The following is a 13,513-nucleotide window of genomic DNA, read 5'->3' as shown; positions in this document are numbered from 1 at the left end:
AGCTCTCGGATTATGCACGATCTTCGCGCGGACGACGCTCGAAGCCGCCTTCACGCGGGCCGCGGTCTTCGCGGGGACCACGGTCCGAACGCGGGCCACGATCGCCGAATTCGCGGCGCGGGCCACGATCGTCGCCGTCACGACGCGGACGGTCGTCGCGGTCGCGCTTCTGCATCATGGCAGACGCACCTTCTTCGTGCTTCTCGACGGCGATCGTCATGTAGCGAAGAACGTCTTCGTTGATGCGCATCTGGCGCTCCATCTCGTGCACGGCCGGAGCCGGTGCGTCGATGTCCATCAGCGCGTAGTGAGCCTTGCGGTTCTTCTTGATGCGGTACGTCAGGGACTTGAGGCCCCAGTTTTCGATGCGCCCGACCTTGCCGCCATGAGCTTCGATGACACCCTTGTACTGTTCGACGAGGGCATCAACCTGCTGCGCGGACATATCCTGCCGGGCAAGGAATACGTGTTCGTAAAGAGCCATATCAGCTTGCCTTTCTTGCGGTTGTCTTGGCCCGGTAATCGGCGGCTAAGCCTCAACGACTGGTCTTGGAAGGAGCATTGCAGCCCCGGCAAGAAAAGCGTTACGATCGAGACGGTCGAGAGCGGAGACACGGGAGGCCGGAACCCTTGTGGTTCCTGCGGTTCCATGTACGGAACCGGCCCTCCGTTCAGCCACCAGCCAGAAGACCGGGCATTTCGAACAGCGCGCTTATACGCGCATTTTCCGGGAACGCAAGGCTTTTGCAGATTTTCTCCGCCGCGTTTGGCAATGCCCCATCGTCAGGGCAGGAGGCCTGCGTCGCGCAGGCGGGCCGCATGGGTGCGGCTGACGGGCAGCCGCTCGTCGGTCAGCGTCTCCACCTCGAGGCGGCCGTTGACCCGGTGGATCGCCCTTATCGCATCGACGGCCACCCAGTGCGAGCGATGCAGCTGCACGCCGTTCACGACACCCGCCTCCTCGATGGCGTCGCTGAGGCGCATCAGCAGCAGCGCCTTGCCCTTCAGCGTGGTCACCTCGACATAGTGGTCGCGTACGGTGAGGCTGACGATGCGTCCCCGCTTGTCGAGCGGCAGGCGGCGCACCAGAGCCGCGGCGGGGGCCAGAGCGGGGGCGGGTGGCATTTCCGGCTGCGCGGCCGTCGTCTCCTGCGCCTTTTCCTGCGGCGCCTCATCGGCGCGCCGGAACACGAATAAGATCACGGTGATCGTCATGGCGATCACAAGGGCATAGCCGAAGATGGTGATGAGCGTGCGTAGCGGATCGGCCCCCAAGCCGAAGACGACGTTTTGGATGACCGTGACGCCGAGACCGGCGGCAAGCCCCGCCGCAAGGCCGACCGGCACCAGCGCGCTTTGTCGGCGGATGCCGCGACGGGAAAGGGCAATGCTCGTCAGCGTCCCGGCGAAGTTCGCCAGGCCGAAGGTGAGGAGAACCATCGTTGCCCAGTAAAGAAGTCGCCCCACCGGCGGCAGTGCCTCATAGGTACCGAAGGGGCCGGAAAGGCTGAGGATGATGATTGCGCCGGCCAGCAGCACATGCGTCTTTGCGGAGACGAGATCGGCCTGCATTTCACGAAGCGCCAGTCGCAGGCTACTTCCGCCTGCGTATTTTTCCGGCCGTTCACGCATGCCGTTTTGATTCCCGTCCCGCTTTTCCGCTGTCTGCCGCCGGTTGCGGCCGCCGGCTGCCGTGCAGGGAGTATAAAATGCAATTCCTCGTCAAAGTCATCACGGGCGCTCCGGTCTGGGTGTGGTTCCTGCTGGTTTTTCTGTGCCTTCTCGGCGCTGCGCGCCTGCGCGACAGCCGGGTGTCGCCGCTGCGCCTGCTTCTGCCCTCGGTGATCTTCGTGCTGCTCGCCTGCGGCAAGCTGATCGCCGCGCACGGCGATCCCGCGGCGCTGGCCGGTGCCTTTCTCGGCGCCTTGATCGGGGCAGCGGCAGTCGCAGTGGTCAAGCCCGAGCGTCAGACGGAGCTGCTGCCGGATGGCCGCATCCTCATTTCCGGCGAATGGCATTCGCTGGCGCTGATTCTGCTGTTGTTCTGGACGAACTATGCCTATGCGGTGATGGCGGTGATCGCGCCGGCTGCGATCGCGACGCCGACCGCCCGGCTGGTCCTCTCGCTTCTCAACGTCTTCTCCACGGGGTTCATGCTCTGCCGCAGCCTCGCCCATCTGCGAAAGGTGCAGCGCCTGCAGCGTCCCGAGGTCGCGAAGGGGTGAGGGAGCGCCAGTCTGCCAGGGTTCTCTGGGGCTCGGCCAGGTCCAGCAGGCCGAAGCCGTCGTAGACAGGTGCATCACTATCCGCGAGGGCGACTGCGCATGTATGTTTCGATCACCGGTTTCCGGGCCCATTCCGTCTGGCACATGCCTCGCTTCTGGTGGCATGCGGTCGCGGCGATGCAGCAGGTGAAGGCAGCGCCCGGCCTCATCGAGGCGGATGCCCGCAGCATGGCGGGCGTGCAGCACACGCGCTCGGCCTGGACGGATCGCGCCGCCATGCTGGCCTTCATGGCATCCGGATCACACCGGCAGGCGATGCGGGTCTTTCCCGCGATCGGCGCCGGCTATGCCTTCGGCTTCGAGGCCGAACAGATGCCGGACTGGGCCACGGTCCGGGCGCTGTGGCTTGAGGAAGGAGAGCGCCGGGCCAGCGAGGCGGCCCGACGGCAGGTGGCGTCAGGCCTCAGATCGGGGCCGGATACTGACGGTGGATGGCGGCAATCGCCTTCATCACCTCATCCGACAGCTTGACGTCGGCCGAGCCGATGTTGAGCTTCAGCTGCTCCATCGAGGTCGCGCCGATGATGGCGGCGGCCGTGAACGGGCGCGTCAGGCAGAAGGCAAGCGCCATCTGCGAGGGGTCGAGCCCGTGGGTGCGGGCAAGCTCCACATAAGCGCGTGTTGCCGGCTCCTGCAGCGGCACGAGGCGTCCGCCGATATCGCCGTTGATCGAGCCGCGCGAGCCGGCAGGCTTGCCGCCATCGAGATACTTGCCGGACAGGATGCCGCCGGCGAGCGGCGAATAGGCGAGGAGGCCCACATCCTCGTGATGCGAAAGCTCAGCCATGTCGAGATCGAAGTGGCGGTAGAGCAGGCTGTACTCGTTCTGGACGGTGGCAACGCGCGGCAGGCCGAGCTGTTCGGCGATGGTCAGGAAGGCCTGCGTGCCCCAGGTCGTCTCGTTCGACAGGCCGATGGCGCGGATCTTGCCAGCCTTCACGCATTCGCCCAGCGCTTCCAGCTTCTCGGTGATTTCGGCCTTGGTCCTGGCCTTGTCCTGGTTGAAGGGGTTGTAGCCCCAGGCGCCGCGGAAGTGGAAATGGCCGCGGTTCGGCCAGTGGATCTGGTAGAGATCGATGTAATCGGTCTTGAGGCGCGCAAGGCTCGCATCCACCGCCTCGCGGATCGTATCGGCCGTGATCGGCGCGCCGCCGCGGATATAGGGACGCCCGGCACCGGCAACCTTGGTGGCCAGCACCACCTTGTTACGCTTGCCGGTCTTTTCGAACCAGTTGCCGATCAGCCGTTCGGTGTCGGCATAGGTGTCGGGCGAAAGGGGCGTGGTCGGGTAGAGTTCCGCTGTATCGAAGAAATTCACACCGTGATCGAGCGCATAATCCATCTGCTCGAAGGCTTCGGCTTGCGTGTTCTGCGAACCCCAGGTCATCGTTCCGAGGCAGATTTCGGACACGCTGAGTTCGGTTCGGCCGAGCGTCTTGTATTTCATGAGATCGTTCCCGTCTTTCAGGGGTTAGGGGCAGGCATTAAGCTTGGGACCGGTGCTGGGTCCCGGGAGGCGCAGCGAATGTAAGCCGGTTTTGCTGCAACGCAAGGGAAACCGATATTGCAACGCGTTCGCCGGAGGCTGCGGGCGCCGATGCACCGTGCCATGGCAAAAACCCTGTTCACGAGGGGCAAAAGGCTTGCATTGGCGGGCCTGGCGCTTGCTGCCGGCCTTGACTTGGCCGGAGAGAATGTGAATGGAAAGGCAAAAAAGGGAAGGATTACGACCCAATGAGCATCGCATTTACATTTCCCGGCCAGGGAAGCCAGGTCGTCGGCATGGGCAAGGATCTCGCAGACGCCTTCCCGGAGGCTCGCGCGGTTTTCCAGGAGGTTGACGAAGCGCTTGGCCAGAAGCTCTCCGACATCATGTGGAACGGACCCGAGGACCAGCTGACGCTGACGGCCAATGCGCAGCCGGCGCTGATGGCGGTGTCGATGGCGGTGATGCGCGTTCTGGAAGCCGGCGGCCTGAAACTCGCCGACAAGGTGTCCTATGTCGCCGGCCATTCGCTCGGCGAATATTCGGCGCTGTGCGCTGCCGGCACCTTCACGATTGCCGATACCGCCCGCCTGCTGCGCATCCGTGGCGATGCCATGCAGTCGGCCGTGCCGGTCGGCGAGGGTGCGATGGCGGCGATCATCGGGCTGGAACATGCCGATGTGGAAGCCGTCTGCGCCGAGGCGAAGGCCGCCGGCGTCTGCCAGATCGCCAATGACAATGGCGGCGGCCAGCTCGTCATTTCCGGATCCAGGGCAGCCGTGGAAAAGGCTGCCGCGCTTGCCTCGGAAAAGGGCGCCAAGCGCGCCCTCATGCTGCCGGTGTCGGCGCCCTTCCATTCGGACCTGATGGCACCCGCCGCCGATGCCATGCGCCACGCGCTGGACAAGGTTGCCAAGCAGGATCCGGTCGTGCCCGTCATCGCCAATGTGCGCGCCGCGCCCGTCCGCGATGCAAACGAGATCGCAACCCTGCTCGTTACCCAGGTGACCGGGCAGGTGCGCTGGCGCGAAACCGTGGAATGGTTCGGCGCCAATGGTGTGACGACGCTCTATGAAATCGGGACCGGCAAGGTGCTGACCGGGCTTGCCCGCCGTATCGACAAGACTGTCACTGGCATTGCCGTCAACGGTCCGGCCGATATCGAGGCCGCCCTCAAGACCCTGCTCGGCTGAACGCAAAAGGATTGAAACATGTTTGACTTGACCGGCCGCAAGGCTCTCGTCACCGGCGCAACCGGCGGCATCGGTGAGGAAATTGCCCGCATGCTGCATGCCCAGGGCGCAACGGTCGGCCTGCACGGCACGCGCGCCGAGAAGCTGGAAGCACTGGCTGGCGAACTCGGCGAGCGCGCTCATATCTTCCCCGCCAATCTTGGCGACCGGGATCAGGTGAAGGCGCTCGGCGAAAAGGCCGAAGCCGAGCTTGGCGGCGTCGACATCCTCGTCAACAATGCCGGCATCACCAAGGACGGTCTCTTCGTGCGCATGAGCGACGAGGACTGGGACGCGGTTCTGGAAGTCAACCTGACGGCGACCTTCCGCCTGACGCGCGAACTGACCCATCCGATGATGCGCCGCCGCTTCGGCCGCATCATCAACATCACCTCGGTGGTCGGCGTCACCGGCAATCCGGGCCAGGCCAACTACTGCGCCTCCAAGGCCGGCATGATCGGCTTTTCGAAGTCGCTCGCCCAGGAAATCGCCAGCCGCAACGTCACTGTCAACTGCGTGGCGCCCGGCTTCATCGAAAGCGCGATGACCGGCAAGCTGAACGACAAGCAGAAGGAAGGCATTCTGGGCGCCATTCCGATGAAGCGCATGGGCGCCGGTGCCGACATCGCTGCCGCCGTTCTCTACCTCGCCTCCAACGAGGCCGGTTATGTTACGGGCCAGACGCTGCACGTCAACGGCGGCATGGCAATGATCTGAGTGGCTTGCGCCGCCCCGCATGCCGCAGGCGCATTGCCTGTTGGTGGCCGGGTGGCGGGCCATTTTCTGGCTTTGCGACACGGTGAAACCGTGTTAAGCGGGCCATGACTGTGAACAGTCACCCCGAAAACTGACAGGCTGTCTGTTGATCTATGGAAGCTTGAAGTCTTTTCTCGGGTGAGCGAGTTTGCCCTGGAGCCGGCCTGAACATAGGCGGTCAGGGTTTCAACAGGGTGCGGATGCCGGTGAGGCAGTCCGAAAAGACAAAGGTCGAGGAAACCGACATGAGCGATATCGCAGAGCGCGTAAAGAAAATTGTCATTGATCATCTCGGCGTCGATGCCGACAAAGTTGTCGAAGGCGCGAGCTTCATCGACGACCTGGGCGCCGACTCGCTCGACACCGTTGAACTCGTCATGGCTTTCGAAGAAGAGTTCGGCGTTGAAATTCCGGACGATGCCGCTGACTCGATCCTGACGGTTGGCGACGCCGTCAAGTTCATCGAGAAGGCCCAGGCCTGATTTCGATCGACAGGTTAGGACCCGTCGCAAGATGAGGTTCCTCGACGGCCCGGCACGTTCGGGCCGTTTCAGTATTGTGATATTGCATAAGACATGCAGGGGTGGGACGCTGGCATGAGGCGTGTCGTTATCACTGGTACCGGTATGGTATCTCCTCTGGGTTGCGGAACGGACATCAGCTGGTCGCGATTGCTGGCCGGTCAGAATGCCGCGCGCCGCGTGACCGAATTCGAGGTCGAAGATCTGCCGGCCAAGATTGCCTGCCGCATTCCGACGGATCCCGGTACTGAAGGCGCCTTCATCGCCGACGACTGGATGGAGCCGAAGGAACAGCGCAAGGTTGACCCCTTCATCATCTACGGCGTGGCTGCTGCCGACATGGCGCTGGCCGATGCCGGATGGCAGCCGAAGACGGACGAGGACCAGTGTGCCACCGGCGTGCTGATCGGCTCCGGCATCGGCGGCATCGAGGGCATCGTGGACGCCGGCTATACCCTGCGCGACAAGGGCCCCCGCCGCATCTCGCCCTTCTTCATTCCCGGCCGCCTGATCAACCTGGTCTCCGGCCATGTCTCGATCAAGCACAAGCTGCGCGGCCCGAACCATTCGGTCGTCACCGCCTGCTCGACCGGCGCGCATGCCATCGGCGACGCCGCCCGCCTGATCGCCTTCGGCGATGCCGACGTGATGGTGGCCGGCGGCGCGGAATCGCCGATCAGCCGCATTTCACTGGCCGGCTTTGCCGCCTGCAAGGCGCTGTCGACCCAGCACAATGACGATCCGCAGAAGGCCTCACGCCCCTATGACCGCGACCGCGACGGCTTCGTCATGGGCGAGGGGGCAGGTATCGTTGTTCTGGAGGAACTGGAACATGCCAAGGCCCGCGGCGCCAAGATCTATGCCGAGGTGATCGGTTACGGTCTGTCGGGCGATGCCTTCCATATCACCGCCCCGTGCGAGGATGGCGACGGCGCCTTCCGCTGCATGACGATGGCGCTGAAGCGGGCGGGCCTGAAGCCCTCCGACATCGATTACATCAATGCTCATGGCACCTCGACCATGGCCGACACGATCGAGCTTGGCGCTGTCGAGCGTCTGGTCGGCGATGCGGCCTCGAAGGTGTCGATGTCCTCCACCAAGTCCGCCGTCGGCCACCTCCTGGGGGCTGCCGGTGCCATCGAGGCGATCTTCTCGACGCTTGCGATCCGCGACAACATCGCGCCGCCGACGCTCAACCTCTACAATCCGGACGTGGAAACGAAGATCGATCTGGTGCCGCACGTGGCGCGCAAGCGCGAGATCAATGTGGCACTTTCCAATTCCTTCGGCTTCGGCGGCACGAACGCCTCGCTCGTGCTGCGCCGCTACGAAGGCTGATCGACAGACGGGTCTGCCGGGCTGGTCAGCCGGGCTGTCGTCTTCTGAACCCTGTTTTCGCCGCATTGCTTGCCCAAAAGGCAGGCAATGCAAGAGTATCAGAAGGAGTGCCGGTGACCGACACGAACCACAGCAGCGACTCGTCTTCCGGCCGCAGCGATACCGGCGGCCCCTTCATTCCCAAGTCGCCGAACGAGGCGCTGAAGCCCGAGCGCGTGCCGGAACCGCCGCGCCGCTCGAAGAAGGCGCGCAGCCAGATCGTCATCTTCCTCAACTTCCTGATGACGATGATGGTGTTTGCCTGCGTGGCCGCCGTCGCCGGGTTCTATTACGTCATCACCGCCTATCAGAATCCGGGTCCGCTGGAGACCAACACGCATGTGGTCATCCGCGAGGGCGCTGGCCTCGTCGAGATCGCCCAGACGCTGGAGCGCAATGGTATCATCTCGGATGCCCGCATCTTCCGCTATGTCACCGATACCAATCTCGGCAAGAACCGCACGCTGAAGGCCGGCGAGTATGAGATCAAGGCCGGCGCCTCGATGAAGGACGTGGCCGAACTGCTGGAATCCGGCAAGTCCATCCTCTATTCCGTCTCCATGCCGGAAGGGCTGACGGTGCAGCAGATGATGAGCCGGCTGGCCGCCGATCCGGTGCTGGAAGGCAGCCTGCCGCAGGAACAGCCGCCGGAAGGCAGCCTGCGCCCGGATACCTACAAATTCACGCGCGGCACCAAGCGCACCGAGATCCTCGCCCAGATGCGCGCGGCGCAGGAACGTCTCGTCGACCAGATCTGGGCCAAGCGCGACCCGGATCTGCCGATCAAGACGAAGGAGGAATTCGTCGTCCTCGCTTCCATCGTCGAGAAGGAAACCGGCAAGGATGACGAGCGCGCCCATGTGGCCTCGGTCTTCATCAACCGCCTCAACAAGGGCATGCGCCTGCAATCCGACCCGACGATCCTCTACGGTCTGTTCGGCGGCGCCGGCAAGCCGGCAGATCGGGCGATCTACAAGTCGGATCTCGACAAGCAGACGCCCTACAACACCTACCAGATCAAGGGGCTGCCGCCGACGCCGATCGCCAATCCGGGCCGCGCCGCGCTCGAAGCCGTGGCCAATCCCTGGCGCACGAAGGATCTGTATTTCGTGGCCGATGGCACCGGTGGCCATGTGTTTGCGGCAACGCTCGACGAGCACAATGCCAATGTGCGCCGCTGGCGCAAGATCCAGGCCGAGCGCGGCAATGCCGGGACGGCCGACGAGGACGTGGTGGATGGACAGCCGGGCGGCAAGGATGCCGAAAAGCCTGCCTCCAACTAAGCGCGCTGTCGCGACGATGGCGACGGGCGGGGAAGGATTTGACGCATGACTGTTCAGTCCATGACGGGCTTTGCCCGCCGCGAAGGCACCGCCGGCCGTCATCGCTGGGTCTGGGAACTGCGCTCGGTCAATGGCAAGGGCCTTGACCTGAGACTGAGGCTTCCCCCCGGATTCGAGCCTCTGGAGGCCGAGGTGCGCCGGCTGACCGCGGCACGGCTCACGCGCGGCAATCTGCAGATGTCGCTGTCGGTCACGGTGGCGGAAGCGCGCATCGAAGCGGTCCTCAATCGCGATGCGCTGAACGCAGTCATAGCGCTCCGTGACGAACTCGGGCCGCTTGTCGATCCTTCTCCGTTGAAGCTGGACAGCCTGCTTGGCATTCGCGGTCTCGTCGATATCCGCGAGGCCGAGGAAAGCGCCGAGGCTGCCGCCGAGCGCGATGCGGCCATCCTTTCCGGGCTGGAAGCCGCACTTGATGACCTGGTTGCCATGCGCACCGGGGAAGGCCAGGCGCTGGTCGCCGTTCTGTCGGAGCAGGTGCGCACCATCGAGCGGCTTGCCGCCGTGGTGGAACAGGATCCCTCCCGCTCGCCGGAGGAGATCGCCCGCCGGCTTGCCTCCCAGGTGGCGACGCTGATGGACGCTGCCGGCACGCTGGACCGCGACCGGCTCTATGGGGAAGTGGCGCTGCTCGCCACCAAGGCGGACCTGCGCGAGGAGATCGACCGGCTGAAGGCGCATGTGGCGGCCGCCGACGAACTGCTTGCCAGGGGCGGGCCGATCGGGCGCCGGCTTGACTTTCTTGCACAGGAATTTAATCGCGAGTCCAACACGATCTGTTCCAAATCCAATTCCGCTCAGGTAACGGCGGCTGGTATAGAACTGAAGGTCGTGATCGACCAGTTTCGCGAGCAGATCCAGAATTTGGAGTAGTGCATGAGCCCGGCGCCGTCCTCGCCTGCCGTCAAGATCGCCCGTCGTGGCCTGATGCTGGTTCTCTCCTCGCCGTCGGGCGCGGGAAAGTCCACCATCGCCCGCAACCTGCTCGACACGGATCGAAGCCTCGAAATTTCCGTCAGCGTCACCACGCGGGCGAAACGCGGCAGCGAGATTGCCGGCAAGCATTACCACTTCATCAGCGTCCAGCAGTTCGAGAAGATGCGTGACGCCGGTGATCTGCTGGAATGGGCGGAGGTTCATGGCAATTTCTACGGCACGCCGCGCGAGCCGGTGGAAAAGGCAATGGCGGAAGGCCGCGACATGCTGTTCGACATCGACTGGCAGGGTGCCCGCCAGCTGCAGGAAAAGATGAAGGCCGATGTCGTCTCCATCTTCGTTCTGCCGCCGACCATGACGGAACTGCAGTCTCGCCTGCATCGCCGCGCCGAGGACACCGAGGAGGTGATCCGCACGCGGCTTCTCAATTCCCGGGCCGAGATCGAGCACTGGCGCGAATATGATTACGTCATCGTCAATGATGACCTTGATGAAGCCTTTGGCCATGTGAGCTGTATCGTCAATGCCGAGCGGATCCGCCGCGATCGGCGCTATGGCCTGTTTGACTTCGTCGGAAGCCTGCTGCAGGAAGAGCCTGATCTCTCCGGCCGCTGAGGCCGTTTTTCGACGGAACGACCCAGTGATGAACCGCAGCCCTGCGGTTCGCAGCTGGCCTTCACAGAAGGTTGGCGATCGTCACGAATTCCTCGACCGACAGCGTTTCGGCCCGCCTTGCCGGATCGATCCCGGCGCGCGTCAGGAGCGCCTCGCCGCCGAGCGGCTTCAGGCTCTGGCGCAGCATCTTGCGGCGCTGGCCGAAGGCGGCCTGCGTCACCCGCTCCAGCTTCTCCACATCGCAGGGCAGGGGCGTTTCGCGCGGCACGAGATGCACCACGCTGGAGGTCACCTTCGGCGGCGGCGTAAAGGCCTGCGGCGGCACGTCGAAGGCCATGCGGGCCTCGGTGCGCCAGCCGCAGAGAACGCCAAGGCGGCCGTAATGATTGTCGTCTTCCTTCGCCACGATCCGCTGGCCGACTTCCTTCTGGAACATCAGCGTCAGCGACCGCCAGAAGGGCGGCCACTGGCGCGGCAGAAGCCAGTTCACCAGCAGCTGGGTGCCGACATTGTAGGGCAGATTGGCAATGATGCGGATCGGGCCTTCCGGGGCCAGCGCCTCGAAATCCGTCTTCAGCGCGTCGCCCTCGATCACCTCGAGGCGGCCCGGATAATAATCCGCGACCTCGGCCAAGGCCGGCAGGCAGCGGGAATCGCGTTCCACGGCGATCACCTTCTTCGCCCCGAGCGACAGAATGGCGCGCGTCAGGCCGCCGGGGCCGGGGCCGACCTCGAACACCGTGCAGTCCTCCAGCGGACCGGCGGTGCGCGCGATCTTCTGAGTCAGGTTCAGGTCGAGCAGAAAGTTCTGGCCGAGCGCCTTGCGGGCATCGAGACCGTGGCGGTCGATCACCTCGCGCAGCGGCGGAAGTCCGTCAAGGGTCGCCATCAGGTGCGGTTTTCTTCTGTCTGTGAAGCGAGTTTGGCAGCAAGCTTCAGGGCGGCGATCAGGCTTGCCTCGCGGGCAATACCCTTGCCGGCGAGCCCAAAGGCCGTGCCGTGATCGGGCGATGTGCGGATGAAGGGAAGGCCGAGCGTCACATTGACCGAATCGTCGAAACCCAGCGCCTTGGCCGGAATGAGCGCCTGGTCGTGATACATGCACACGGCCACGTCATAGCGGCTGCGGGCCTCGTCGTGGAACATGGTGTCCGCGGGCAGCGGGCCGAAGGCGTTGATGCCGTCCTGGCGCAGGGTCGCAATCGCAGGCGCGATGAGGTATCGGTCCTCGAGACCCATGGCACCATCCTCACCCGCATGCGGGTTGAGGCCTGCCACGGCGAGACGTGGCTGCGTCAGGCCGAAGCGCGTGCGCAGGTCACGATCGGCAATCCGGCAGGTTTCCAGGATCGCTTCGCGCGTCAGCGCAGCCGGAACGTCCTTCAACGGAATATGGATCGTGACCGGAATGGCGCGCAGTTTTGGCCCGGCCAGCATCATGACGGGTGTGCAGGCTTTTCCTGTTGCCCGCATGGCGAGGTCCGCAAGGAACTCCGTATGGCCGGGAAAACCGAAGCCCGCCTCGTAGAGCACGGATTTTGCGATGGGATTGGTCACGACGGCAGCGGCCTCGCCCTTGAAGCAGAGTGCAACGGCGGTTTCGATCGCGCTGATCGTGCTTCTGGCTGCGGCCACATGCGGTCGGCCGGCTTCGATCGGATGGCCGACAGGCACGTCCAGAACGGGAAGGGCGCGCGCAAAGATTTCCGCAGCAGAGGCAGCGTCGCTTTGCTCCAGGGCGACAGTCACGCCCAGAAGATTGGCCCGTGCCGCAAGCACCTGTCGGTCGCCCACATAGAGAAAGGGGCGCAGATTGTGCGTCTCGCGCTGAAGCCAGGCGGCAAGTGCGATGTCGGGGCCTATGCCGGCCGGATCACCCTGCGTGAGGGCGAGGGGACGTGCCGTCAGGGCTGCCCCGCTCAAGGATAGACGATCTGTGCCTGCTGGCGCAGCTCCGCGAGATACTTGGCGTCGTTCGGATTTTCGCCACCCTTCTTCTGCTTGCCGATATCCTCGGCGCGGAAGACGATTTCGGCGGCGGTGTCGTCGGACACCTGGCGCTGGCTGCAGATGGCAAGGAATTCCACACCGCGCTCGGTCACGCGGGCGCCAGTTGTGCCATTCGCCGCCGGCTTTTCGATCAGCGGCCGCCATTCCTCCGGCAGTTCCGGCTTCATGACACGGCCGAGATCCCGAACGGAGACGTCGAGCATGGTCTTGGCAAAGTCCTTGGCCTTGTCGCAGCCCGGAAAATTGGGACGTGCCTTGTCCGCTTCCGCCTTGCGCTTGGCGAGAATCTCGTTGCGGCGGGATGCGGGTACGACGAAAATGATCTGCTGCAGGAAATATTCGGTGGTAACCGGCTTTTCCTTGTTTTCCTGCATGCGCTTGACCAGTTCGTCAGGCGACATCTTGCCGCTCGAGCCATAGCGCGCGTTGACGAGACGCGGCCAGCTCATCTGAACGGCGATGAAGGCCTTGAAATGATCGACGCCGACGCCGGCCCGATCCAGAATCTGGGTCATCTGGGCGGCAGACAGCTTGTTGCCCTGCGCGAAACGCTCGAAGGCGCGATCGACATCCTCGGTGCTGACCGACATGCGAAGCCGCGCAATTTCCTCGCGCTTCAGCGCCTCGTCGATCAACTGATCCTTGGCCATCTTCTGCAGGTTGCCGGTCTGGCGCTGCAGCTTCAGGAAGGCGACGCGTCGTGCGACGTCGGTATTGATGATCGGCGTCTTGTTGACGACCACCACGACCTCGCTTGCCGCAAGCGCCACACGGGGCGCCGGATCCACGACGAAGGCCATAGCGAGTGCGGTAGCGGCGAGTGCTGCCCGGCGCAAGGCAATGCTGGCAAACATCATTCGTCCCTTCTTGGCGTGCGGCGGCCCCTTCGGGCCGCCGGCTCAGTCGATTTCAGTTCTCGGTGTGGATTGCATAAACCATGCGGCGAAACAAT

The 13,513-nt window shown here is 64.1% G+C and carries 15 protein-coding genes; 9 read left to right on the top strand and 6 right to left on the bottom strand.

The genetic code is table 11. The annotated features are described in order from the left end of the window. Positions 1-10: 10 nt before the first annotated feature. Positions 11-484 (bottom strand): 30S ribosomal protein S6, encoded by a 474-nt coding sequence (gene rpsF / locus FNA46_RS12810; RefSeq protein ID WP_143125588.1) that lies wholly within the window; start codon positions 482-484, stop codon positions 11-13. 299 nt (positions 485-783) lie between these two features. Beyond that, positions 784-1,632 (bottom strand): LytTR family DNA-binding domain-containing protein, encoded by an 849-nt coding sequence (locus FNA46_RS12800; protein WP_143125587.1) that lies wholly within the window; start codon positions 1,630-1,632, stop codon positions 784-786. Positions 1,633-1,709: 77 nt separating this feature from the next. Between FNA46_RS12800 and FNA46_RS12795 the strand changes: the two genes are divergently transcribed. Both FNA46_RS12795 and FNA46_RS12790 read left to right on the top strand, forming a co-directional pair. Then, a complete protein-coding gene (locus FNA46_RS12795) occupies positions 1,710-2,225 on the top strand; it encodes a hypothetical protein (protein ID WP_143125586.1) in 516 nt (171 codons plus the stop codon). A 99-nt stretch (positions 2,226-2,324) separates the two neighbouring features. Further along, positions 2,325-2,756: a hypothetical protein gene (locus tag FNA46_RS12790; RefSeq protein WP_185969837.1), complete on the top strand. Its 432-nt coding sequence runs from the start codon at positions 2,325-2,327 to the stop codon at positions 2,754-2,756. Here FNA46_RS12790 and FNA46_RS12785 read toward each other — a convergent pair. Beyond that, complete coding sequence (locus FNA46_RS12785) at positions 2,689-3,732, bottom strand: aldo/keto reductase (RefSeq protein WP_143125585.1); 1,044 nt, start codon at positions 3,730-3,732, stop codon at positions 2,689-2,691. The genes FNA46_RS12790 and FNA46_RS12785 overlap by 68 nt on opposite strands. 287 nt (positions 3,733-4,019) lie before the next feature. On the opposite strand from FNA46_RS12785, the gene fabD reads away from it, so the two are divergent. From fabD to gmk, 7 genes are all read left to right on the top strand, one after another. Next, a complete protein-coding gene (fabD, locus tag FNA46_RS12780) occupies positions 4,020-4,964 on the top strand; it encodes an ACP S-malonyltransferase (protein ID WP_143125584.1) in 945 nt (314 codons plus the stop codon). 18 nt (positions 4,965-4,982) lie between these two features. Beyond that, positions 4,983-5,720 (top strand): 3-oxoacyl-[acyl-carrier-protein] reductase, encoded by a 738-nt coding sequence (gene fabG, locus FNA46_RS12775; RefSeq protein ID WP_143125583.1) that lies wholly within the window; start codon positions 4,983-4,985, stop codon positions 5,718-5,720. A 284-nt stretch (positions 5,721-6,004) separates the two neighbouring features. After that, positions 6,005-6,241: an acyl carrier protein gene (locus FNA46_RS12770; RefSeq protein ID WP_003502080.1), complete on the top strand. Its 237-nt coding sequence runs from the start codon at positions 6,005-6,007 to the stop codon at positions 6,239-6,241. Between the two features lie 114 nt (positions 6,242-6,355). After that, entirely contained in the window at positions 6,356-7,618 is a 1,263-nt protein-coding gene (fabF, locus tag FNA46_RS12765) for a beta-ketoacyl-ACP synthase II (RefSeq protein WP_143125582.1), read from the top strand. Positions 7,619-7,731: 113 nt separating this feature from the next. Next, positions 7,732-8,940 (top strand): endolytic transglycosylase MltG, encoded by a 1,209-nt coding sequence (gene mltG, locus FNA46_RS12760; protein WP_143125581.1) that lies wholly within the window; start codon positions 7,732-7,734, stop codon positions 8,938-8,940. Positions 8,941-8,985: 45 nt separating this feature from the next. Then, positions 8,986-9,873, top strand: coding sequence for a YicC/YloC family endoribonuclease (locus FNA46_RS12755; RefSeq protein ID WP_143125580.1), 888 nt, complete (start codon positions 8,986-8,988; stop codon positions 9,871-9,873). Between the two features lie 3 nt (positions 9,874-9,876). Then, positions 9,877-10,551, top strand: coding sequence for a guanylate kinase (gene gmk / locus FNA46_RS12750; protein ID WP_143125579.1), 675 nt, complete (start codon positions 9,877-9,879; stop codon positions 10,549-10,551). Positions 10,552-10,612: 61 nt separating this feature from the next. Here gmk and rsmA read toward each other — a convergent pair whose 3' ends face one another. The 3 genes from rsmA to FNA46_RS26375 are packed head-to-tail and all read right to left on the bottom strand — an operon-like array spanning position 10,613 to position 13,418. After that, positions 10,613-11,440: a 16S rRNA (adenine(1518)-N(6)/adenine(1519)-N(6))-dimethyltransferase RsmA gene (gene rsmA, locus FNA46_RS12745; RefSeq protein WP_143125578.1), complete on the bottom strand. Its 828-nt coding sequence runs from the start codon at positions 11,438-11,440 to the stop codon at positions 10,613-10,615. Beyond that, entirely contained in the window at positions 11,440-12,474 is a 1,035-nt protein-coding gene (gene pdxA, locus FNA46_RS12740) for a 4-hydroxythreonine-4-phosphate dehydrogenase PdxA (RefSeq protein ID WP_246103054.1), read from the bottom strand. The genes rsmA and pdxA overlap by 1 nt, the downstream gene beginning before the upstream one ends. Continuing rightward, a complete protein-coding gene (locus FNA46_RS26375; protein ID WP_143125576.1) occupies positions 12,471-13,418 on the bottom strand; it encodes a SurA N-terminal domain-containing protein in 948 nt (315 codons plus the stop codon). The genes pdxA and FNA46_RS26375 overlap by 4 nt, the downstream gene beginning before the upstream one ends. Between the last annotated feature and the right edge of the window lie 95 nt (positions 13,419-13,513).

Source organism: Affinirhizobium straminoryzae (assembly GCF_007004135.1).
GTDB classification, from domain to species: domain Bacteria; phylum Pseudomonadota; class Alphaproteobacteria; order Rhizobiales; family Rhizobiaceae; genus Neorhizobium; species Neorhizobium straminoryzae.
Note: the sequence above shows the minus strand (reverse complement) of the source record. Positions and strands in the feature narration are given on the sequence as shown.